General features: G+C 73.0%; 22 protein-coding genes. 6 read left to right on the top strand and 16 right to left on the bottom strand.

The genetic code is table 11. The features are described from left to right. Positions 1-12 precede the first annotated feature (12 nt). Genes A5643_RS14425 through A5643_RS14410 form a run of 4 tightly spaced genes read right to left on the bottom strand, consistent with a single transcriptional unit; the run spans position 13 to position 2,920 of the window. Complete coding sequence (locus A5643_RS14425) at positions 13-477, bottom strand: PH domain-containing protein (RefSeq protein ID WP_066856875.1); 465 nt, start codon at positions 475-477, stop codon at positions 13-15. Then, the gene (gene ribH, locus A5643_RS14420) at positions 474-956 is read right to left on the bottom strand and encodes a 6,7-dimethyl-8-ribityllumazine synthase (protein ID WP_066856872.1); all 483 of its coding nucleotides are present in this window, start codon (positions 954-956) and stop codon (positions 474-476) included. Before ribH ends, A5643_RS14425 begins: the two co-directional genes overlap by 4 nt. Beyond that, on the bottom strand, positions 953-2,221 hold the full coding sequence (locus tag A5643_RS14415; RefSeq protein ID WP_066856869.1) for a bifunctional 3,4-dihydroxy-2-butanone-4-phosphate synthase/GTP cyclohydrolase II: 1,269 nt from the start codon (positions 2,219-2,221) through the stop codon (positions 953-955). Before A5643_RS14415 ends, ribH begins: the two co-directional genes overlap by 4 nt. 60 nt (positions 2,222-2,281) lie before the next feature. Next, on the bottom strand, positions 2,282-2,920 hold the full coding sequence (locus A5643_RS14410; RefSeq protein WP_066856866.1) for a riboflavin synthase: 639 nt from the start codon (positions 2,918-2,920) through the stop codon (positions 2,282-2,284). A 95-nt stretch (positions 2,921-3,015) separates the two neighbouring features. On the opposite strand from A5643_RS14410, the gene A5643_RS14405 reads away from it, so the two are divergent. The 5 genes from A5643_RS14405 (at position 3,016) to A5643_RS14385 (ending at position 8,657) form a co-directional block, all read left to right on the top strand. After that, positions 3,016-3,738 carry an LppX_LprAFG lipoprotein gene (locus A5643_RS14405; protein ID WP_066856863.1) on the top strand — a complete coding sequence of 241 codons (723 nt, stop codon included), beginning with the start codon at positions 3,016-3,018 and terminating at the stop codon, positions 3,736-3,738. Beyond that, entirely contained in the window at positions 3,738-5,297 is a 1,560-nt protein-coding gene (locus A5643_RS14400) for an MFS transporter (protein ID WP_066856860.1), read from the top strand. The genes A5643_RS14405 and A5643_RS14400 overlap by 1 nt, the downstream gene beginning before the upstream one ends. A 74-nt stretch (positions 5,298-5,371) precedes the next feature. Further along, positions 5,372-6,412 carry a YVTN family beta-propeller repeat protein gene (locus tag A5643_RS14395; protein WP_066856857.1) on the top strand — a complete coding sequence of 347 codons (1,041 nt, stop codon included), beginning with the start codon at positions 5,372-5,374 and terminating at the stop codon, positions 6,410-6,412. A gap of 149 nt (positions 6,413-6,561) precedes the next feature. Further along, positions 6,562-8,076, top strand: coding sequence for an FAD-dependent oxidoreductase (locus A5643_RS14390; protein ID WP_066856854.1), 1,515 nt, complete (start codon positions 6,562-6,564; stop codon positions 8,074-8,076). A 260-nt stretch (positions 8,077-8,336) separates the two neighbouring features. After that, positions 8,337-8,657, top strand: a complete 321-nt coding sequence (locus tag A5643_RS14385) for a hypothetical protein (RefSeq protein ID WP_066856851.1) — start codon at positions 8,337-8,339, stop codon at positions 8,655-8,657. On the opposite strand, the gene ribD is transcribed toward A5643_RS14385, so the two are convergent. From ribD to A5643_RS14355, 6 genes are read right to left on the bottom strand one after another with little or no spacing between them, the layout of a single operon-like run. Then, positions 8,637-9,671, bottom strand: a complete 1,035-nt coding sequence (gene ribD / locus A5643_RS14380; protein WP_066856848.1) for a bifunctional diaminohydroxyphosphoribosylaminopyrimidine deaminase/5-amino-6-(5-phosphoribosylamino)uracil reductase RibD — start codon at positions 9,669-9,671, stop codon at positions 8,637-8,639. The two genes, A5643_RS14385 and ribD, sit on opposite strands and share 21 nt — an antisense overlap. After that, positions 9,668-10,357, bottom strand: coding sequence for a ribulose-phosphate 3-epimerase (rpe, locus tag A5643_RS14375; protein ID WP_066856845.1), 690 nt, complete (start codon positions 10,355-10,357; stop codon positions 9,668-9,670). Before rpe ends, ribD begins: the two co-directional genes overlap by 4 nt. A gap of 5 nt (positions 10,358-10,362) precedes the next feature. Further along, the gene (locus tag A5643_RS14370) at positions 10,363-11,733 is read right to left on the bottom strand and encodes an RsmB/NOP family class I SAM-dependent RNA methyltransferase (protein WP_066856842.1); all 1,371 of its coding nucleotides are present in this window, start codon (positions 11,731-11,733) and stop codon (positions 10,363-10,365) included. After that, positions 11,730-12,662, bottom strand: coding sequence for a methionyl-tRNA formyltransferase (gene fmt, locus A5643_RS14365; RefSeq protein WP_066856839.1), 933 nt, complete (start codon positions 12,660-12,662; stop codon positions 11,730-11,732). The genes A5643_RS14370 and fmt overlap by 4 nt, the downstream gene beginning before the upstream one ends. Before the next feature lie 27 nt (positions 12,663-12,689). After that, the gene (locus tag A5643_RS14360) at positions 12,690-14,633 is read right to left on the bottom strand and encodes a primosomal protein N' (RefSeq protein ID WP_066856930.1); all 1,944 of its coding nucleotides are present in this window, start codon (positions 14,631-14,633) and stop codon (positions 12,690-12,692) included. 53 nt (positions 14,634-14,686) lie between these two features. Beyond that, positions 14,687-15,412 carry a lysoplasmalogenase gene (locus A5643_RS14355; protein WP_156628818.1) on the bottom strand — a complete coding sequence of 242 codons (726 nt, stop codon included), beginning with the start codon at positions 15,410-15,412 and terminating at the stop codon, positions 14,687-14,689. Between A5643_RS14355 and A5643_RS14350 the strand changes: the two genes are divergently transcribed. Beyond that, a complete protein-coding gene (locus tag A5643_RS14350) occupies positions 15,411-16,352 on the top strand; it encodes an alpha/beta hydrolase (protein WP_066856836.1) in 942 nt (313 codons plus the stop codon). The genes A5643_RS14355 and A5643_RS14350 overlap by 2 nt on opposite strands. A gap of 31 nt (positions 16,353-16,383) precedes the next feature. Here the strand turns inward: A5643_RS14350 and metK are convergent, their stop codons facing one another. From metK to pyrF, 6 genes are all read right to left on the bottom strand, one after another. Continuing rightward, positions 16,384-17,595 (bottom strand): methionine adenosyltransferase, encoded by a 1,212-nt coding sequence (gene metK, locus A5643_RS14345; RefSeq protein ID WP_066856833.1) that lies wholly within the window; start codon positions 17,593-17,595, stop codon positions 16,384-16,386. Positions 17,596-17,685: 90 nt separating this feature from the next. Further along, the gene (gene coaBC, locus A5643_RS14340) at positions 17,686-18,936 is read right to left on the bottom strand and encodes a bifunctional phosphopantothenoylcysteine decarboxylase/phosphopantothenate--cysteine ligase CoaBC (protein WP_066856830.1); all 1,251 of its coding nucleotides are present in this window, start codon (positions 18,934-18,936) and stop codon (positions 17,686-17,688) included. 14 nt (positions 18,937-18,950) lie between these two features. Continuing rightward, positions 18,951-19,256: a DNA-directed RNA polymerase subunit omega gene (gene rpoZ, locus A5643_RS14335; RefSeq protein ID WP_066856827.1), complete on the bottom strand. Its 306-nt coding sequence runs from the start codon at positions 19,254-19,256 to the stop codon at positions 18,951-18,953. A gap of 85 nt (positions 19,257-19,341) precedes the next feature. Continuing rightward, positions 19,342-19,902 carry a guanylate kinase gene (gene gmk, locus A5643_RS14330; protein WP_066856824.1) on the bottom strand — a complete coding sequence of 187 codons (561 nt, stop codon included), beginning with the start codon at positions 19,900-19,902 and terminating at the stop codon, positions 19,342-19,344. 76 nt (positions 19,903-19,978) lie between these two features. Continuing rightward, positions 19,979-20,296, bottom strand: coding sequence for an integration host factor, actinobacterial type (mihF, locus tag A5643_RS14325; protein WP_003932123.1), 318 nt, complete (start codon positions 20,294-20,296; stop codon positions 19,979-19,981). 495 nt (positions 20,297-20,791) lie between these two features. After that, entirely contained in the window at positions 20,792-21,607 is an 816-nt protein-coding gene (pyrF, locus tag A5643_RS14320) for an orotidine-5'-phosphate decarboxylase (protein WP_066856821.1), read from the bottom strand. Positions 21,608-21,609: the final 2 nt, after the last annotated feature.

Here is a 21,609-nt window from a genome sequence, read left to right as displayed (position 1 = left end):
AGCGTTCGGCGGTCAGGGCGCGGCCGGGTCGGGCCGGTAGCGGGCCAGCAGGTCACGCACGGTGTCCATGGCGGCCACGGCCCGGTCGCCGTCGATGGCCTGGATCGCCATCAGCGGGATGTATTCGTCGTCGGGCAGTTCGATGCGGGCCCAGCGCGCGTCGGCGGGGAAGGTGACGTCGGCGACCGCGTTCCACGGCACCAGTTTGTCGCCGAAGATGTTGCGCACCGACAGGCCGGCGGCGCCCACCCGCAGCCGCGGCCGCCCGAACAGCAGCACGAACCCGGCGATGATCAACCCGATGGTGGCGACGGCCACCTGGTCGTAGGTGCGGAACAGCACCCCTGTGGAGCCGATGGTCAGCAGCAGGCTCACCGCGATGTGCGCCCCGGCGATGAGGATCGCCGCGGTGTAGACGAAGAACTTCACCCGGTGCGGCCGGATCTCGGCGTCCCAGTCGCCGTCGGCGGCCGTCACGGCGCGCGGCGCAGCGAGCGCAGGGTCAGCGCGGTGCTCAGGGCGGCCGCGGCGGCCTGCGCGCCCTTGTCCTCGGCGGAGTCGGGGAGGCCGGCCCGGTCCAGCGCCTGCCGTTCGGTCTCGGTGGTCAACACGCCGTTGGCCACCGGGACGGCGGCGTCCAGCGACACCCGGGTCAGGCCCTGGGTGACCGCGTCGCAGACGTAGTCGAAGTGCGGGGTCTCGCCGCGGATCACCACCCCGAGGGCGACGACCGCGTCGTGGGAGCGGGCCAGTTCCTGGGCGACCACCGGGATCTCGATGGCCCCGAGCACCCGGGCGACGGTCGGCTCGGCGATGCCCGCGTCGGTGGCCACCGTGCGCGCCCCGGCCAGCAGCGCGTCGCAGATGCGGGCGTGCCAGGTGCTGGCCACGATCGCCAGCCGCAGCCCGGACGCGTCGAGCGTCGGCAGCTCCGGCACGCCGGCACCACCGCTCACCGCGCGTCCCCCAGTTCGCCGGGCAGCCGCGGCTCGTCGTCGAGGCCGGTGAGTTCGTGGCCCATCCGGTCCCGTTTGGTGCGCAGATAGCGGATGTTCTCGGCGTTGGCGCGCACCGGCAGCGGCACCCGTTCGAGGATGTGCAGCCCGTAGCCGTCGAGGCCGACCCGCTTGGCGGGGTTGTTGGTCAGCAGCCGCATCGAGCGCACCCCGAGGTCGACCAGGATCTGGGCGCCGGTGCCGTAGTCGCGGGCGTCGGCGGGCAGGCCGAGTTTGAGGTTGGCGTCGACGGTGTCGTCGCCGGCGTCCTGCAGCTGATAGGCCTGCAGCTTGTGCATCAGGCCGATGCCGCGGCCCTCGTGGCCGCGCATGTAGAGCACCACGCCGCGGCCCTCCCGGGCCACCATCGCCAGCGCGGCGTCGAGCTGCGGGCCGCAGTCGCAGCGCTGCGAGCCGAACACGTCGCCGGTCAGGCATTCCGAGTGCACCCGCACCAGCACGTCGGTGCCGTCGTTGTGCGGTCCGGCGATCTCGCCGCGCACCAGCGCCACGTGTTCGACGTCCTCGTAGATGCTGGCGTAGCCGACCGCGCGGAACTCCCCGTAGCGGGTGGGGATGCGCGCCTCGGCGACCCGCTCGACGTGCTTTTCGTGTTTGCGGCGCCACTCGATGAGGTCGGCGATGGTGATCAAGGCGAGCCGGTGCTCGTCGGCGAAGATGCGCAGCTCGTCGGTCTGGGCCATCGCGCCCTCGTCCTTCTGGCTGACGATCTCGCAGATCGCGCCGGCGGGCTGCAGGCCGGCCATCCGGGCCAGGTCGACGGCGGCCTCGGTGTGGCCGGGGCGGCGCAGCACCCCGCCGTCCTTGGCGCGCAGCGGCACCACGTGGCCGGGCCGGGTGAAGTCGTCGGCGACGCTGGCCGGGTCACCCAGCAGCCGCATCGTGGTGGCCCGGTCCGACGCCGAGATGCCGGTGCCGATGTTGTGCTTGGCGTCGACGGTGACGGTGTAGGCGGTGCCGTGTTTGTCCTGGTTGACCGCGTACATCGGGAGCAGGCCGAGCCGGTCGCAGATGGCGCCGTCGAGCGGCACGCACAGGTAGCCGGAGGTGTAGCGGACCATGAACGCCACCAGTTCGGGGGTGGCCTTCTCCGCGGCGAAGATCAGGTCGCCTTCGTTCTCCCGGTCCTCGTCGTCGATGACCACGACGGGTTTCCCGGCGGCGATATCGGCAACCGCCCGTTCGACGGAGTCGAACCTCGTCATTGTCGCGTCGTCCCGTCCCGATCGAAGGTTACCGGCCGGTAGCGGCCGGTCGTGGTCTGTTCAGTATGGACCACCGGGTTGCGGCGGCTGCCCCGCGGGACGCCCCAGTAGCCGCTCCACATATTTGGCGACCACGTCGACCTCCAGGTTGACCGTGGCGCCCACCGCGGCGGCGCCCAGCGTGGTCACCGCCCGGGTGGTCGGGATCAGCGACACCTCGAACCAGTCCTCCCCCGCCGAGTCGCCCACCGCCGAGACGGTCAACGAGATGCCGTCGACGGTGATCGAGCCCTTCTCCACCACATAGCGGGCCAGCGCGGCGGGCAACCCGATGCGCACCACCTCCCAGTGCGGGGTCGGGGTGCGGACCAGGATCCGGCCGGTCCCGTCGACGTGGCCCTGCACGATGTGCCCGCCCAGGCGCCCGCCGACCGCCACGGCGCGTTCCAGGTTGACCGGGCTGCCCGCCCGCAGCCCGCCGAGGCTGGAGCGGCGCAGGGTCTCGGCCATCACGTCGGCGCTGAAGCGGCCATCCGCCCCCACCTCGGCGACGGTCAGGCACACCCCGTTGACCGCGATCGAGTCGCCGTGGCCGGCGTCGGCGGTGACCAACGGTCCGTGGATGGTCAGTCGGGCGGAGTCGGCGAGCTCCTCGCAGCCGACCACCTCGCCGAGTTCCTCGACAATTCCGGTGAACATCGTCCCAGGCTAGCCGCGTGCCGGGCGCCGGCCACCGGGCCGGCGGGCGGTGTTGGTGGCGCCGGTGTCCCCCGGCACCCTCTACCATTGCCCTCATGCTGAGACGCCGTCGCCTTCACACCAGCTTTCCCGCCGCTTTTCTGGCCACCGTCGCCCTGACCGCCGGGCTGATCGCCGGCTGTTCCTCCGCGAAGGACGCCGCCACCGACACCGCCGACCTGCCGGATGCGGCCACGCTGCTCGACCAGGCCCACACCACCACCGCCGCGCTGACCAGCGTGCACCTGGAGCTGTCGGTGGACGGTGAGATCGAGGCCCTGCCGATCAAAACCCTCAGCGGGGATCTGACCGCCACGCCGCAGACCGCGGCCAAGGGCAAAGCCAAGATCGTCGCCTTGGGCCAGGAGGTCGACGCCGACTTCGTCGTCCTCGACGGGATCCTCTACACCTCGATGTCCGGCAACCGCTGGTCGGACTGGGGCAAGGCCGCCGACATCTACGACCCGTCGCTGATCCTGGACCCCGACACCGGGCTGGCCAACGTGCTGGCCAACTTCACCGACGCCAAGGCCGAGAAGCGCGAGACGATCAACGGGGTCGACACGGTGCGGATCTCCGGTGAGGTCAGCGCCGACGCGGTGAACAAGCTGGCCCCGCCGCTGGATGTGAGCGCTCCGGTGCCGGCGACCGCCTGGATCCAGGCCGACGACCCGCATCAGCTGGTGCAGGCACAGCTGGAGCCCAGCAGCGGCAACACCGTGCAGATGACCCTGTCGGACTGGGACGCGCCGGTCACCGTTGAGAAACCGGCGGTGTGATGCGCACTAACCGCGGCATAGCGATCGGCGCTGGCAGCCTCGCTGTTCTGCTCGGTGCCCTCGACACCTATGTCGTGGTCACCATCATGCGCGACATCATGGCCCCGCCCCCGGCGGGCGTGGGCATCCCGATCAACAAGATCCAGCAGGTCACCCCGATCATCACCGGGTATCTGCTCGGTTATGTCGCGGCGATGCCGCTGTTGGGTCGCGCCTCCGACCGGTTCGGCCGCAAGCGGCTGCTGCAGAGCAGTTTGGCCGCGTTCGCGGTCGGCTCGGTGATCACCGCGCTCTCCACCGACCTGGCCACCCTGGTGGTCGGCCGGTCCATCCAGGGCGTGGCCTCCGGTGCGCTGCTGCCGGTCACCCTGGCGCTCGGCGCCGACCTGTGGGCCGAACGCAACCGCGCCGGGGTGCTGGGGGTGATCAGCGCCGGGCAGGAGCTGGGCAGTGTGCTCGGTCCGCTGTACGGGATCTTCATCGTGTGGCTGCTGCGCGACTGGCGCGACGTGTTCTGGATCAACCTGCCGCTGACCGCGGTGGCGATGATCATGATCCATTTCAGCCTGCCGTCGAAGAACCCGCAGCAGGGGCCGCCGGAGCGGGTCGACGTGGTCGGCGGGCTGCTGCTCGCGGTGGCGCTCGGCCTGGCGGTGATCGGGTTGTACAACCCCGAGCCCGACGGCACCCAGGCGCTGCCGGATTGGGGCCCGCCGGTGCTGCTCGGCGCGCTGGTCGCCGGGGTGGCGTTCTTCGCCTGGGAGTACTTCGCCCGGACCAGGCTGATCGACCCCGCCGGGGTGCGGTTCGGACCGTTCCTGGCCGCGCTGGGCGCCTCGCTGTGCGCCGGTGCGGCGCTGATGGTGACGCTGGTCGACGTCGAACTGTTCGGCCAGGGCGTGCTGTCGATGAGCCAGAACGAGGCCGCCGGGCTGCTGCTGCGCTTTTTGATCGCGCTGCCGATCGGGGCGCTGGCCGGTGGGTTCATCGCCACCCGGGTCGGGGACCGTGCGGTCACCTTCGTCGGGCTGCTGATCGCGGCCGGCGGCTACTGGCTGATCTCGAAGTGGCCGGTGGACCTGCTGTCCTACCAGCACGACCTCGGGGTGGTGCGGCTGCCGGCCCTCGACACCGACCTGAGCCTGGCCGGGCTGGGGCTGGGCCTGGTGATCGGGCCGCTGACCTCGGCCACCCTGCGGGTGGTGCCGTCGGCGCAGCACGGCATCGCCTCGGCGGGGGTGGTGGTTGCCCGGATGACCGGGATGCTGATCGGGATGGCGGCGCTGTCGGCGTGGGGCATGTACCGGTTCAACCAGATCCTGGCCGGCCTGCCCAGCGCCGAAGGCGACACCCTGGCGCAGAAACTCTCCGCCGAGGCGGCGAACTACCGGTTGGCGTTCGCGCTGCAGTACGGCGAGATGTTCGGGATCACCGCGCTGATCTGCGTGGTCGGCGCCGTGCTCGGGTTGTTCATCGCCGGGCGGGGTGCGTCGGCCGAGCCGGAGCCGCCGGCCGCCCCGGAGAATCTGGTGCGCGAGGGGTCCCCGACACCGGGATAGGATTTCCACACCCCGTCGGATTCGGGGCGGGTGCCGTCAGGCGCGCCGCCGCAGTCCGCAGCGAAAGGAGCGGGATGGTCCCCGGGCCGCTGGTGCACCCGCAGGCCGCTCCGCCGGCCCCCCAGCGACGCCGAATCCTGATCGTCATCGTCACGGCGACGCTGCTGCTCGCTTCCACGCTCGCGGTGATCGCCTACCAGCGGCACACCTCGAGCACCGGCGCGACGGCCCGCCCGCCGGCGGCGCCGGACCTCATCACGGTCGGCAACGGACCGTCCGGAGTGGCCGCCGACGCCGGCGGCCACGTCGCCTACGTCACCAACAGCGGTGACGGCACCGTCTCGGTCATCGACACCACCACCCACACGGTCACGGCCACCATCGCCGTCGGTAACCGGCCCTTCGCAGTGGATGTCAACCCCGCCGCGCGGACCGTCTACGTCGCCAACAGCGAGGACGGCACCGTCTCGGTCATCGACACCACCACCAACACGGTCACGGCCACCATCGCCGTCGGCGCAACCCCGGCCACAGTCATCGTCGACCGCCCTGACACCGTCTACGTCGCCAACCTCGACGACGGCACCGTCTCGGTCATCGACACCACCACCAACGCCGTCACCGCCACGTGGCACAGCGCCGGCGCCACCCTGGGCGCGGTCGCCGTCGACGCCGCCACCGGCACCGCCTACGCCACCAACTTCGTCGACGAGTCCGTGTCGGTCATCGACACCACGACCGGCACGATCACCGCGACCGTTCCGGTCGGCATGAATCCGGGACCGGTCGACTTCGACCCCCGCACCGACACCGTCTACGTCGCCAACTTCGGGGACGGCACCGTCTCGGCCATCGACACCACGACCCACACCGTCACCGACACCATCGCTGTCGGCGGCCAGCCACGCGCGGTGGCCGCCGACCCGGAGACCGACAGCGTCTATGTGGCCAACGGCGAGGACGGCACCGTCTCGGTCATCGACACCACCACCAACACCGTCACCGACACCATCGCTGTCGGCGAGCGGCCGTGGAGCCTCGCGGTCGACCCGGCCACCGACACGGTCTACGTCGCCAACAACGCCGACGGCACGGTGTCGATACTCCACCGGTGATTCACCCGTCCGCGGGACGGGTTCATCACCCGGTTAAGGTTTTCCGCACCCAGTCGGGCCGGGACCATGGCCGCACCACCGGCCAGCAGTTGGTCGATCCCATTCGTTCGGATGACGCCGAGCGTCGTCCGCCGTGATTTCTTTGTGCCATGTCCACCGATGGCTCGAAAACCGCCGCCCCGCGCGACGTCGATGCGGTGAGTTGCGATCTCTGCATCGTCGGAGCCGGCATCGCCGGGCTCAATGCGCTGTTCAGCGCGAGCAGGTATCTCTCCGCCGACCAGACGATCGTCCTGGTCGACCGCCGTGCCCGGGTGGGCGGCATGTGGGTCGACACGTACTCGTATGTCCGGCTTCACCAACCACACCCGATGTTCACGGCGGGGAACATCAAATGGACCTCCGGGAAAGACCCCTCGTATCTCGCGACCAAGGGTGAGGTGCTCGACCACCTGCGGCATTGCGTCGAGGTCATCAAGCAGCGCGTGCACGTCGACGAGTACTTCGGCTGGGAGTTCGAGTCTGAGGAGGAGACGGGCGGACAGGTGTGGGTCAGGTGCCGGTCGGTGACCGGTCGTTTTGTCGTCATAGCGGCCAAGCGACTGATCAAGGCTTATGGGTTGGGCGCCACACCGAATGAGCCACTGACGATCTCCAGTTCCCGGTTGAGGTCGGTGTCGCCGGACTATTGCGATATCCGCGGCGGCGAAATGCGGGAGAGCGACACCCCGGTGTGGATCATCGGCGGCGGTAAGACGGCGATGGACACCGCGTACACGCTGATCACCGAATGCCCGGGTCGCGAAGTGAACCTCGTGGCCGGCCGAGGAACCTTCTTCGGGACGCGCGACCGCTTGTTTCCGAGTGGGGCCCGGCGGTGGTGGGGCGGGGAGTCGGTAGCCGGCATTGTCGCGGAATTGGGCCGACGTTTCGACGGCACCAACGAAGCGGAAGTCCAGCGCTGGTTTCGCCCCACCTACGGCAACTTCGTCACCCCCGACGCCGATAATTATCTGTTCGGTGTGCTCTCGCAGGCGGAGAACAAGACGATCGCCGCGGGCCTCAACGGCGTCGTGATGGACTACTTCACCGACGCCGTCGACCGCAACGGTTCGACCACGCTGATGTTCCGCAGCGGAGCGACGACGACGATCCCGCCCGGAAGCTGGGTCATCAACTGCACCGGATACGTCGGGCTGGACGGGTACCCGTACGAGCCCTACGTTGCCGCGAGCGGAGCAGTAATTTCGATCAACTTGCGGTCCGCGGTACTGCACTTACCCGCGTTCATGGGTTATTTCCTGACCCACCTTCTCTTCTCGGGCAAGATCAGCGAAGTCCCGCTGTACGAACTGGATTGGCAGGATTTGCGACGAAAATCGCCGATAGCGTTCCCTTACACGGTTTTTGCGCTCGCCCAGCACAACCTCAGCCTCATCTATGATGCGGTCCCGAGCCGGGTGTTCCGGGAAAACGGACTCGACTTCGATACCTGGTATCCCCTGGCGCGCCGGTTGCCGGGCATGGTCCGCTTCATGCTCACGCACCGTCGCGAGCGCGAGCGGCAGCGCCGCGTGCTGGACACCGTGCGGGACCGCTTCGACGTGCGGTGCGGAACATTGGAGTCCGGCGGATCACCGCATCTTGTCCGAAACGCACTGTAAAAAGTCGAACGCAGACTTGTCACGTCGTGAAATCGCCGTCGGCGCAACCCCGCCACAGTCGTCGTCGACCGCCCTGACACCGTGTCGATACTCCACCGGTGATTCACCCGTCCGCGGGACCGGTTCATCGACGGCACCACCCGCGGCACGCGAAAAATCTCTGCGGAAGGGGTACGCCGCAGCGTTTTACGCTTCATTGCGATAACACACAGCAGCGTGGCCGGCTCGGTCGGCCGGCAATGACAATGAGGTGGAACACGATGAAGAAGACATTGGCACGGGCCTGGTTGGCGGCCATCGTCGGTGCCGGGCTTTTGCTGTGGGGCCTCTACGGTCTGGTGACCAGCGGCGACGTCCGCTGCGGCGGTCAAAGCATGACCGCAGGTGACACCAGCCAAGAATGTGTCCACTACGGCCAGGGCAAGCGGCTCGGTTACGACGAGCAGAAAAGCGACAACATCAAGCACAGTCTGATCAGCGGCGGGGTGGGGTTGGTGATGCTCGGAGTCGGCGGATACGGCTTCGTGGAAGTCTCCCGCCGCCGCGCCGACCAACCGGCCTCATCCCCCGACGTCGTCTGACGGCACCAGGCTGACCAGCAGATCCGGCCCGATCGTCTGCACCGCGTCGTAGCGCCAGCGCAGCGCCCGGCCGATGGTGGGTACCCCGACGTCGTCGACGGCGACGACCGGCCCGCCGAGCAGCATCGGCGCCACGTAGGCCAGGATGCGGTCGACCAGCCCGGCGCGCAGGAACGCCCCCGCCAGGGTGGGCCCGCCCTCCAGCAGCACGTCGGTGCGGTCGGCCAGCGCCTGCAGCACCTCGGCCGGGTCGCGGGTGCGGATCAGCATGGTGCGCGAGTCGTCGTTGAGCACCCGGGCGTCGCTGGACACCTCCCGCTCACCGACCACCACCCGCAGCGGCTGACGCTCGGCCAGGGTGCCGTCGGGGTGCCGGGCGGTCAGCGCCGGGTCGTCGGCGAAGACGGTGCCGGTGCCCACCACGATCGCCTCCACCACCGCCCGGCGGCGGTGCACGTCGGCGCGGGCTTCGGCGCTGGTGATCCACTGGCTGGTGCCGTCGGCGGCGGCGCTGCGCCCGTCGATGCTGGCGGCGAACTTCCACGTCACGTGCGGGCGGCCGGTGCGCTGCCGGTGCAGCCATTCCCGCAGCGGCCCGGCGGCGACCTCCTCGGCCAGCACCCCGCCGGTCACGGTGACGCCGGCGGCGGCGAGGCGCTCGGCCCCCTCCGCGGCGACCGGGTTGGGGTCGGTGACCGCGTAGACCACCGCGGCGATCCCGGCGTCCAGCAGGGTGTCGGCGCACGGCGGGGTGCGGCCGTGGTGGTTGCAGGGCTCGAGGGTGACCACCGCGGTGCCGCCGGCGGCGCGGGCCCCGGCCCGGCGCAGCGCCACCACCTCGGCGTGCGCGCCGCCGACCGGTTCGGTGCCGCCCGCCCCGGCCAGCCGGCCGTCGCGGTCCAGCACGACCGCCCCGACCGGCGGGTTCGGGTAGGTGGCGCCCTTGACCCGCAGCGCCTCCGCGATGGCCCGGCGCATCGCCGCCTCGACGGTGAGCGGCTCGGCGGCGCTCATCGATGCCGGTGCGGCGAGACGGCCGCGGCCTGTCGCCGCAGCGCCTCGACGGTGGCCGCCGGGTCCTCGGTGCCGTAGACCGCGGAGCCGGCGACGAAGCAGTCCACCCCGGCCTCGGCGGCGGCCTCGATGGTGTCGGCGTTGATGCCGCCGTCGATCTCGATGAGGATGGTCAGCTCGCCGGAGTCGACGAGTTTGCGCATGGTGCGCACCTTGTCGAGCACCTCGGGGATGAAGGCCTGCCCGCCGAAGCCGGGCTCCACCGACATGACCAGCAGCGTGTCGAAGTCGCGCAGGATCTCCAGGTAGGGCTCGAGCGCGGTGGCCGGTTTGATGCCCAGGCCGGCCTTGGCGCCGGCGGCCCGGATGTCGCGGGCGACCGCGACCGGGTCGTCGGTGGCCTCGGCGTGGAAGGTGACGTTGTGGGCGCCGGCCTCGGCGTAGGGCGGCGCCCAGCGGCCCGGGTCCTCGATCATCAGGTGGCAGTCCATCGGGATGTCGGTGACCGCCAGCAGGCTTTCCACCACCGGCAACCCGATGGTCAGGTTCGGCACGAAATGGTTGTCCATCACGTCGACGTGCAGCCAGTCCGAGCCGGCCACGGCGGCCACCTCGTCGGCCAGTCGGGCGAAGTCGGCGGACAGGATCGAGGGGGCGATCAGCGGTCGGCCCGCGGTGTCGGACATGGGGTTCAGACTACTTGCAGTGCGGCGGCGAACATGGCGTCGGTGCCGTGCCGGTGCGGCCACAGCTGCACGTACGGTCCGGGCCCGAGCCGGTCGACCGGGCCGAACAGCGCCGGAGTGTCCAGCGCGCGCACCGGGTGGCGGCGCAGCGCGTCGGCGACCACGCCGGTGGTTTCGGCCAGGTGCGGCGAGCAGGTCGCGTACAGCACCACCCCGCCGGGGCGGGTGAGCCCGATCGCAGCGGCCAGCAGCTCGCGTTGCAGCCCGGTCAGCGTCGGGATGTCGGCGGGGCTGCGCCGCCAGCGGGCCTCCGGGCGGCGCCGCAGCGCCCCCAGTCCGGTGCAGGGCGCATCGACGAGCACCCGGTCGAAGCCGGGCTCCAGACCGGACTCCCGCCCGTCGACGATGTGCACCCGCACCGGCAGCCCGGCGGTGTTCTCCTCGACCATGGCCGCGCGCCGCGGCACCGGCTCCACGGCGGTGACCTGGGCGCCGTCGGCGGCGCCGAGCGCGGCCAGCAGGGCGGTCTTGCCGCCGGGCCCGGCGCACAGGTCCAGCCAGCGGCCGGTGTCGTCGGCGACCGGGGCGGCGGCCAGGGCGCGGGCCACCAGTTGACTGCCCTCGTCCTGCACCAGGGCGCGGCCGTCGCGCACCGGGGCCAGCTGTCCGGGGTCCCCGGCGGGCAGGTACACCGCGTGCGGTGAGTACCGGCCGACGGTGCCGCCGACCTCGGCGGCCAACTGCTCGGCGGTGAGTACGCCGGGGCGGGCGGCCAGGTGCACCCGCGGGCGTTCGTCGTCGGCGGCCAGCGCCGCGTCGAGTTCGCCGGCGTCGGCGCCGAGCGCGTCGGTGAACGCCTGGGCGATCCAGCGCGGGTGGGCGCGGACGAAGGCGGTGTGCCCGACCGGGTCGCGGGCCGGGTCCGGCGCCAGCTCGGCCACCCAGGACGCCTCGTCGCGGCCGTCGATGCGGCGCAGCACGGCGTTGACGAATCCGGCTCGGGCCGAATCGAATTCGATGCCGGCCTGCTCGACGGTGGTGGAGACCGCGGCGTGGTTCTCCACCCGGGTGCGCAGCAGTTGGTAGGCGCCGAGGCGCAGCAGGTCCAGCAGCACCGGGTCGATGGCCTCCGGCGCCCGGCCGGCGGCCGCGCCGATGATCGCGTCCAGCAGGCCGCGGGTGCGGCAGGTGCCGTAGGTCAGTTCGGTGGCGAACGCGGCGTCGCGGCCGGTGATGTTGCGCTGGCGCAGCAGCGCGGGCAGCGCCAGGTTGGCGTAGGCGTCCTGGGCGCTGACCGCGCGCAGCACGTCGAAGGCGGCGCGTCGGGCCGGGTCCAGCGGGGTGCGGCGCGGCCGGGGCCGGCGCGGCCGGGTCATGAGGCGCCCACCTGCGGGTCGGGGCGGGCGCCGCGCGCCCAGTCGGCGGCGTTCATGAATTTCTTTCCGGGCGGCTGGATCTCGCCGAGGCGCACCGGGTCGGAGCCGGTGCCGATCCACACGTCGCGCCGCCCGATGTGCAGCCGGCCGGGTGCCAGCGCGGCCGGCGGGTCGGGGTCGACGTGCACCGGGCCGAGCTTGATCCGCTGTTCGCCGAGCATGGTCCAGGCGCCCGGGCTGGGGGTGACCGCCCGGATGTGCCGGTCGACGGCGCGGGCCGGATCGGTCCAGCGCACCCGGGCGCTCTCGACGGTGATCTTGGGGGCGTAGGACACGCCGTCGGCGGGCTGCGGGACGGCGGTCAGGGTGCCGTCGGCGACGCCGTCGAGGGTGGCCTCCAGCAGCTGCGCCCCGGATTCGGCGAGCCGCTCCAGTAGGTCCGCGGCGGTGTCGGTGGGCCGGATCGTCTCGGTCACCACCCCGTAGACCGGCCCGGAGTCCAGCGCCGGTTCGATGCGGAACGTGCTGGCCCCGGTGATCGGGTCGCCGGCGGCCAGCGCGGCCTGCACCGGGGCGGCGCCCCGCCACGCCGGCAGCAGCGAGAAGTGCAGGTTGATCCAGCCGTGGGCGGGAACGGCCAGCAGCGGCCCGCCCAACAGCGCGCCGTAGGCGACCACCGGGCAGCAATCCGGTTGCAGCGCGGTCAATTCGGCGACGAACTCGGCGCTGTTGGGTCGCTCCGGGCGTAGCACCGGGATGTTGTGCTCGGCGGCCAGCCGGGCCACCGGCGAGGGGGCGGTCCGGCCGCGCCGGCCCGCCGCCGCGTCGGGGCGGGTGAGCACCGCGACCACCTCGTGGCGCGGGGAGTCCAGCAGCCGCCGCAGCGACGGCAGGGCCGGTTCGGGGGTGCCGGCGAAGACGAGACGCACCGCGCCAGTGTAGGCGGGGCGCCCCGGCTAGCCGATGTGCAGCGGATCGATCTGCACCCGGGTGGGTTCGCCGCCCTGGTGGGCGGAGGCCACCGCGACGCCGCGGCGCAGCGCGGCGGCGACGGCCAGGCCGTGGTCGCGGGGCACCCGGACCAGCATCCGGATGACGGCGGCGTCGGCGGGGGTGCCCGCCGGGCGGCGGGCGCCGGGCGGCAGGTCCACCGGTCCGAGCAGTTCGGCCTCGGCGGGCAGCTCGGTTGCGGCCAGCAGCGCGGCCACCGCGTCGGCGCTGCCGTCCACCGCGGCCATGTGGGCGCTGGGCGGCAGGCCCACCTCGGCGCGGGCCACCAGTTCGGCTTCGGCGTGGCCCACCGGGTCCCAGCGGATCAGGGCCTGCACGGTCGGTATCGACGATTCGGCGACCACCACCACGACCCCGTCGCGGGCGTGCGGGCGCACCAGGGCGGCCGCCCCCAGCCAGCGGCGCAGCGCGTCCTCGGCGGCGCGCAGGTCCTGGCGGCCCAGCAGCGCCCAGGAGTCCAGCAGCAGGGCGGCGCCGTAGCCGTCCGGGGCGTGCGGTTCGGCGCCCGGGGTGGCGATGACCAGGGCGGGCCCGGCCGGCACGGTCGCGACGACGGTGTCGCCCGCGGAGGTGATCACGGTGGTCTCCGGGAAGGCGCGGCCCAACTCCTCGGCGGTGCGGCGCGCCCCGACGACGACCGCGCGCACCGCCTCGGAGCCGCAGCGGGCGCAGCGCAGCGCGGTGTCGGCGCGGCCGCACCAGCGGCAGACCGCGCCGGCGCCGCGGTCGGGCAGGGCCAGCGGGCCGGTGCAGTGCCGGCAGCGGGCGACGGTGCGGCAGCGGGCGCAGGCCAGCGCGGGCAGGTAGCCGCGCCGGGGCACCTGGACCAGCACCGGCGCCCCGGCCTGCAGCGCCGCGCGGGCGGCGTGCAGCGCCACCAGCGGCAGCCGTGCGGTGCGGGCGGCCGGGTCGCGGTCATCGGCGTGGCCGCCGTCGTCGGAGGCCACCACCCGCGGGGTGTGGTCGCGCAGCACCGCGCGGGTGGCGACCAGGTCGTGGGCCCAGCCGCCGGTCACCAGGGCCTGCGCTTCGGCGGTGCGGGCGTAGCCGCCGAGCACGGCGGCGCAGCGCACCTGGTGGGCGCGCAGCATCGCCACCTCCCGGGCGTGCGGGTAGGGGGCGCGCGGTTCGGCGAGGGAGTCGTCGCCGTCGTCCCAGACCAGCACCAGGCCCAGGTCGCGCACCGGGGCGAACACCGCGCTGCGGGTGCCGATCACCAGTCGCGCGCCGCCGCGCAGCACCGCCAGCCAGCGCCGATAGCGGGCGGCCGGGCCCAGCCCCGCCGACAGCGCCACCATCGCCGACTCGTCGAAGTGGGCGCCGGCGGCCGCCCACAGCGCGTCGATGTCGCGCTGGTCGGGGACCACGGCGAGCACCGACCGGCCGGCGCGCACGGTCTGGGCGGCCGCCTCGGCGAACCGGGCCGGCCAGTCCTCGCCGGGCAGGGCCTGCCAGACCGCGCGGGCGGCGCGGGCCTCCCCCAGCGCGGTGAGGAAACCCGCGCCCCGTTCGTAGCGGGCCCAGCCGGCCGGGTCGACCGGGTCGATCAGCGGCAGGGGCGGCTCGTCCGCCGGGGTTTTCTCGACCCGGGCGTGCCGGGGCGGCACGGCCAGGCGCAGCACGTCGGGGCGGGTGCCGGCGTAGCGGGCGGCGACCGCCTCGACCAGCCGGCGGACCTCGGCGGTGAGCACCGGCTCGGGTGAGACCACCCGTTCGAGGCGGGCCAGCCGGCCGGTGTGGTCGGTGTCGGTGCGGCGTTCGAGCAGGAACCCGTCGACCAGCCGGCCGTGGAAGCGGATCCGCACCCGCACCCCGGGCTGGGCGTCGTCGGACTGCTCGGCGGTGACCAGGTAGTCGAACTCCCGGTCCAGGTGCGGCACCGAGAGCATCGGCAGTACCCGGGCGACCGGCTCGTGCTCGGCGGCCCGGTGAACCTTGGCGCTCACCCGGCCGGTCTACCAGCCGGCGCCGACACCGCCGGCCGGCCGAACAGCAGCCCGGCGGTGATCAGCAGCTGCGCCGCCGCGTAGCACCACCAGATCGGCAGCGCCAGCGCCTCGGAGCCCAGCAGGAACCGGTCGATGCCGATCATCGAGTCCGACACCGCGAACAGCACCGCGCCCGCCGCGGTCCAGCCGGTGGGCAGCCCGGCGAGCAGGGCGGCCACCGCCATCGCCGCGAGCACCGCGACGTAGACCGTGACCGGGACGGTCAGCCCGTCGGCACCCAGGTGCGGCCAGAACAGGATCAGCAGGCCCGCCGAGGCGGCCACCAGCACGGCCGCCCCGACCAGCCGGGGTCGGGTCGGGGCGGCCAGCGGCACCAGCACCGCCAGGTAGCACAGGTGCCCGAGCAGGAACGCCGCGAGCCCGCCGACGAACGACGGTGGCCACCACGGGATCGCGAGCAGCCAGTCGCCGGCGGCGCAGCACAGCAGCGCGGCGAGCAGCCAGCGCCGCTCCCGCGCCCGCGGGTGGGTGGCCGCGGCGGCGGCCAGCAGCAGGGCCATCGCGGCCTTGACCGCCGGTTGCGCGGCGAACTGCCCGGTCAGGTCGGCGCCGGTGGGCAGCCGCAGCGCGGTCACGATGAGGAAGACGCCGTAGCCGGCCGCGACGAGCGTCGCACTCCCCCACAGGCGGGCGCGCCATGCTCCGTATGGTGTTGCCATGCCCGCCCAGCGACCCGATGTCGACGCCATCTTGCAGAAGGTACTGGACGCGGTGCCGTTCCGGTTGACAACCGAGGGTGGGGTGGCCGCGGCCCGGCAGCGGTTCCGGGAGCTGCGCCGCCGGCCGGTGCATCCCGATCTGCGGGTGCAGGACCGGGTCATCGACGGCCCGGCGGGGGCGCTGCCGGTGCGCATCTACTGGCCGCCCGAGGAGCCGGGGGTGACACCGCCGCTGGTGATGTTCTTCCACGGCGGTGGTTTCGCGATCGGGGATCTCGACACCCATGACGGCACCGCCCGCGAGCACGCGGTGGGCGCCGGTGCGGTGGTGGTGTCGGTGGATTACCGGCTGGCCCCCGAGCATCCGTATCCGGCGGCGGTGGAGGACGTTTGGGCGGCCACCGAGTGGGCGGTCGCGCACGGGGCGGAGCTGGGGGCCGACCCGGCCCGGCTGGCGGTGGCCGGCGACTCGGCGGGCGGCACCCTGTCGGCGGTGGTGGCGCAGCTGGCCCGCGACGCCGGTGGACCGCCGATCGCCTTCCAACTGTTGTGGTACCCGGGTACTACCTACGACACGGCGCTGCCGTCGTTCACCGAGAACGCCGACGCCCCGGTGATGGACCGGGCGGCGCTGGCGGCGTTCACCCGCTGGTATGCCGGCCCGGACGTCGACCTGCGCAACCCACCGGCGATGATGGCCCCGGCGCGGGCGCAGAACGTGGCCGGTCTGCCGCCGGCCTACATCGCGGTGGCCGGGCACGACCCGCTGCGCGACGACGGCCTGCACTACGCGCGGTTGCTGGCGGCGGCCGGGGTGCCGGTGCAGACCGACAACGCCGCCACCCTGGTGCACGGCTACCTGGGCTATGCCGGGGTGGTGCCCGCGGCCACCGAGGCCACCGAGCGCGGGCTGGCCGCGCTGCGGGCGGCGCTGCGCTGAGCCGGCCCGGCCCGCACCGGTTCCGGGCGCCTCAGATGGCGCGTTTGAGGTCGTCGACCTTGTTCAGCTGCTCCCAGGGCAGGTCGATGTCGGTGCGCCCGAAGTGGCCGTAGGCGGCGGTCTGGGCGTAGATGGGCCGCAGCAGGTCCAGTTCCCGGATGATGGCGCCGGGGCGCAGGTCGAACACGTCGCCGATGGTCTTCTCGATCTTCACCGGGTCGATGGTCTCGGTGCCGAAGGTCTCGACGAACAGCCCGACCGGGGCGGCCTTGCCGATCGCGTAGGCCACCTGCACCTCGACGCGTTCGGCCAGCCCGGCGGCGACGACGTTCTTGGCCACCCAGCGCATCGCGTAGGCCGCCGAGCGGTCCACCTTCGACGGGTCCTTGCCGGAGAACGCCCCGCCGCCGTGGCGGGCCCAGCCGCCGTAGGTGTCGACGATGATCTTGCGGCCGGTCAGCCCGGCGTCGCCCATCGGCCCGCCGAGGACGAACTTGCCGGTCGGGTTGATCAGCAGCCGGTAGTCGGAGGTGTCCATCGTGGAGTGCTGCAGTTCCCCGAGCACGACGTTGACCACCTGCTCGCGGATGTCGGGGGCCAAGGTGGCGTCCAGGTCCACGCCCTCGGCGTGCTGGGTGGAGAGCACCACGGTGTCCAGCCGGACCGGGGTGGTGCCGTCGTATTGGACGGTGACCTGGGTTTTGCCGTCGGGGCGCAGGTAGTCCAGGACGCCGGTCTTGCGGACCTCGGTGAGCCGGCGCGACAGCCGGTGGGCCAGCGCGATGGGCAGCGGCATCATCTCCGGGGTGTCGGTGATCGCGTAGCCGAACATCAGGCCCTGGTCGCCGGCGCCCTGGGCGTCCAGCGGGTCGGTGGCCGCCTCCACCCGGGCCTCGTGGGCGGTGTCGACGCCCTGGGCGATGTCCGGGGACTGCCGGCCGATCGCGATGTTGACCCCGCAGGTGGTGCCGTCGAAGCCCTTCTCCGAGGCGTCGTAGCCGATGTCGAGGATGCGCTGGCGGACGGTGTCGGTGATGTCGGCGAAGGCCTCTTTGGCGCTGGTGGTGACCTCCCCGGCGACGTGCACCTGCCCGGTGGTGACCAGCGTCTCGACCGCGACGCGGGAGGCGGGGTCCTGGCTGAGCAGCGCGTCGAGCACCGAGTCGCTGATCGCGTCACAGACTTTGTCCGGATGCCCCTCGGTTACCGACTCGCTGGTGAACAGCCGCCCCATCTCACTCACAATGGCATCCTTCCCGGACCTCGTAAAAAACTTAGCTAGCCAAATGGTATCGCCGCGGTGGAAGGCCGCCCGGTCGGTGCCCCGGTTGGTCTAGTCCGCCGACCCGCGCAGGAACGCGGCGACGGCGTCCACGATACGGCTCGCCATCACCGTTTTGGACGCGGGTTCCAGCGCGGATTCGGCGCCGTCGGCCGACAGCAGCCAGCCGTCGTTGTGGTCGACCTCGAAGGCGCGGCCCTCCCCGACCGCGTTGACCACCAACAGGTCACAGCCCTTGCGCCGCAGTTTGGCCCGGGCGTGGAACAGCACGTCGCCCTGGGCGTCGCCGGTCTCGGCGGCGAACCCGACGATCGCCCGCATGTTGGGCAGCTGGCCGTCGGCGCGGGCGCGGACCGCTCCGGCCAGCACGTCGTCGTTGCGCACCAGCGTGATCGTCGGCGCCTGCGCCGCGGCGTCGGCGGTCTTCTTGATCTTGGCGGCGGCCACCTGGGCCGGGCGGAAGTCGGCGACGGCGGCGGCCATCACCAGCACGTCGGTGTCGGGGGCGTGTTTGGAGACCGCGTCGTGCAGCTGCTGGGCGGAGCTGACCCGCACCACTTCGACACCGGCCGGGTCGATCAGCCCGGCGGTGTGCCCGGCGATCAACGTGACCTGGGCGCCGCGCTGGGCGGCGACCCGCGCCACCGCGTAGCCCTGTTTGCCCGAGCTGCGGTTGCCGATGAACCGGACCGGGTCGATGGCCTCGCGGGTGCCGCCGGCGGTGACCAGCATCCGCACCCCGGCCAGGTCGTAGGGCAGCGCGTCGGGGCGGTCCAGCAGCAGCTGGGTGAAGGTGGTGATCTCCTCGGCCTCGGGCAGCCGGCCGGCCCCGCTGTCGGCGCCGGTCAGCCGGCCGGAGGCGGGCTCGAGGACCACCGCGCCGCGGCGGCGCAGGGTGGCGACGTTGTCCTGGGTGGCCGGGTGCAGCCACATCTCGGTGTGCATGGCGGGGGCGAACAGCACCGGACATCGCGCGGTGAGCAGGGTGGCGGTCAGCAGGTCGTCGGCGCGGCCGCCGACGGCGCGGGCCAGCAGGTCGGCGGTGGCCGGCGCCACGACCACCAGGTCGGCGCCCTGGCCGATCGCGACGTGGGGCACCTGCGGGACGTCGTCGAACACGCCGGTGTGCACCGGCTGCCCGGAGAGGGCTTCGAAGGTGGCCGCGCCGACGAACCGCAGTGCCGCCGCGGTGGGTGCGACCCGGACGTGGTGGCCCGCTTCGACGAGTTGACGGACGACCGTGCAGGCCTTGTAGGCGGCGATGCCGCCGGAGACGCCGACGACGATCCGCTTGCCGTCCATCCGCCCGGCCTCGGCTATTCGCCTTCGGTGTGTTCGAGCAGGTCGGAGTGGATCTCGCGGAGCGCGATCGACAGCGGCTTCTCGTGCAGGCCGGGCTCGACGAGCGGGCCGACGTACTCCAGGATGCCGTCGCCGAGCTGGTTGTAGTAGTCGTTGATCTGCCGGGCCCGCTTCGCGGCGTAGATCACCAGCGCGTACTTGCTGGAGGCGCGTTCGAGCAGTTCGTCGATGGGCGGGTTGGTGATGCCCAGCGGGGTGTCGTAGGACTCGTAGCTCGCGTGGGCGTCGGCCAGCGGGGTCTCGGCTTGCGAGGTGCTCACGTGGATTGTCTCCCGGGTTGTTGGGGTCGGGGTGCTCGGCGGACTCGGGTGGCCCGGCGTGGCCCCCGGCGGTGTCGGCGGGACGTCATGTCGGGTCCGGTGCCGTTCCCACCAGCAACGATACCAATTTCTGGGCCGCGTTCTCCAATCGGTCGTTGATCACGACCGTGTCGAACTCGTCCTGGGCGGCCAGTTCGGCGCGGGCGGTGGCCAGCCGCCGGGCGATCACCTGCGCGGTCTCGGTGCCGCGGCCGGTCAGCCGGGACTCCAGCGTGGCCCAGTCCGGCGGCGCCAGGAACACGCTGACCGCGTCGGGCAGGGCCCGCTTGACGGCCCGGGCGCCGGCCAGGTCCACCTCGATGAGGACGGGGTGCCCGGCTTCGGCGGCGGCCCGGATCGGCTCGGCCGGGGTGCCCGACCGGTGCAGCCCGCCGTGGATCTCGGCCCACTCCAGCAGCGCCCCGTCGTCGATGAGCCGTTGGAAGGCCGCCGGGGTGACGAAGTGGTAGTCGACGCCGTCGACCTCGCCGGGGCGCGGGGCCCGGGTGGTGGCCGAGACGCTGAAGTGCAGGTCGGGGACCTGACGGCGCAGCATCGCCACCACGCTGGTCTTCCCGACGGCCGACGGGCCGGACAGCACCACCACCCGTCCGGGGCCGTCCGGCCCGGACCGTGGGTGATGTGCGCCGCCCGGCCCCTCGCTGGCGTTGGCTGCCAGTGGTCTAGGAGAAGTCGAACTTCTCCAGCAGCGCCTTGCGCTGCCGGTCACCCAGGCCGCGCAGGCGGCGGGTGGGAGCGATCTCCAGCTCGGTCATGATCTCCTGCGCCTTGACCTTGCCCACCTTCGGCAGCGCCTCGAGCAGCGCGGAGACCTTCATCTTGCCCAGGACCTCGTCGGTCTCGGCGTCCTTGAGCACCTGCTTGAGGTTGGTGCCGCCGCGCTTGAGCCGGTCCTTGAGTTCGGCTCGCGCCCGGCGTGCGGCGGCAGCCTTCTCCAACGCTGCCGCGCGCTGCTCGTCGGTCAACTGGGGAAGGGCCACGATTCCTCCGTCTCATGATCACGTGTAGCCGCTGTCGGCCACTGATCGGTTTGTGCTGGTTCAGGGGTACATCCGCCAGCGACGACGACCGTACCCACGCCTACCGACGAAATCTAACCCCACCCCCGGACGGCCGGGCGCGCCGGTCCGCCCCGCGGTGGCGCCACCCGGCTCCCCCACCCGGGGCTGCCGGCCTGTGCACCGGGCGCGGGCATGCCCGGCCTGCACCGCCGTGGCGGGGCAACGCCGTTGCGCGGCAGGCGGTTTCGCGCGACACGGCGGCCGCGTGCCGGGTTTCACGGCGGGTCGGGGCCGGCGCCGGCGGCGGGAAAAGGTGAAAAAAATCTCGGTTCCGCGCGTCTTGGCGTGTCGCGCGTGTCGCCGCCGCGTGTCGCCGGCGCCGCGCGCCCGTCGGCGGCGATCAGTGCAGGTCACAGGCACCGCAGCCACCGTGTCGGGTGGGACCTGCGGGGCTGTTGAGGTGCCGCGGGTGGTTCAGTCCAGGAGGTGGGCGGCGGCGTCGCGGAGCCGCTCCCCCGCCGCGCGCATCGCCGCGACGTCGGGGCCGGCGCCGAGCACCTCGCGCGACACCGCGGGCAGCAGCTGGCCGGGCAGCGCCCCGCCCAGCCCGCGCAGCGCGTCGAGGCGGCCGCCCTGCGCCCCCACCCCCGGCACCAGCACCGGACCGCCCAGGGCGCTGACGTCGGGCGGGTCCGCGACGGTGGCGCCGACGACCACGCCGACGTCGCCGGTGCCGGCGGCCCGGTTGGCGGCCGCGGCGTCCGCCACGATCCGCTGCGCCACCGTCACCCCGCCGACGGTCGCGCCCTGCACGTCGGGGCCCTGTGGGTTGGAGGTGGCGGCGAGCACGAAGACCCCGCGGCCGTGGGCGGCGGCGACGTCCAGCAGCGGCTGCAGCGACCCGAATCCCAGGTACGGGCTGGCGGTCACGGCGTCGGCGGCCAGCGGCGACGCCCCGGCCCAGGCGGTGGCGTAGGCGGCCATCGTCGAGCCGATGTCACCGCGTTTGGCGTCGGCGAGCACCAGCACCCCGGCGGCCCGCAGCCCGGCGATGGTGTCCTCGAGCACCGCGTAGCCGGCGGCGCCGTAGGCCTCGAAGAACGCGACCTGCGGTTTGACCACCGCGAACCCGGCGTAGGCGGCCACACAGATCGCGCTGAACCGGGCCAGCCCGTCGGCGTCGACCGGCAGCCCCCAGGCGGTGAGCAGCTCGGGGTGCGGGTCGATGCCCAGGCAGAGCGGGCCGCGGGCGCGCATCGCCGCGGTCAGCCGCACACCGAAACCGTCCACGG

The organism is Mycobacterium sp. 1274756.6 (assembly GCF_001668625.1).
GTDB lineage: Bacteria > Actinomycetota > Actinomycetes > Mycobacteriales > Mycobacteriaceae > Mycobacterium.
The sequence above is the reverse complement of the archived record's forward strand: the minus strand, read 5'-3'. Positions and strand labels throughout refer to the sequence as shown.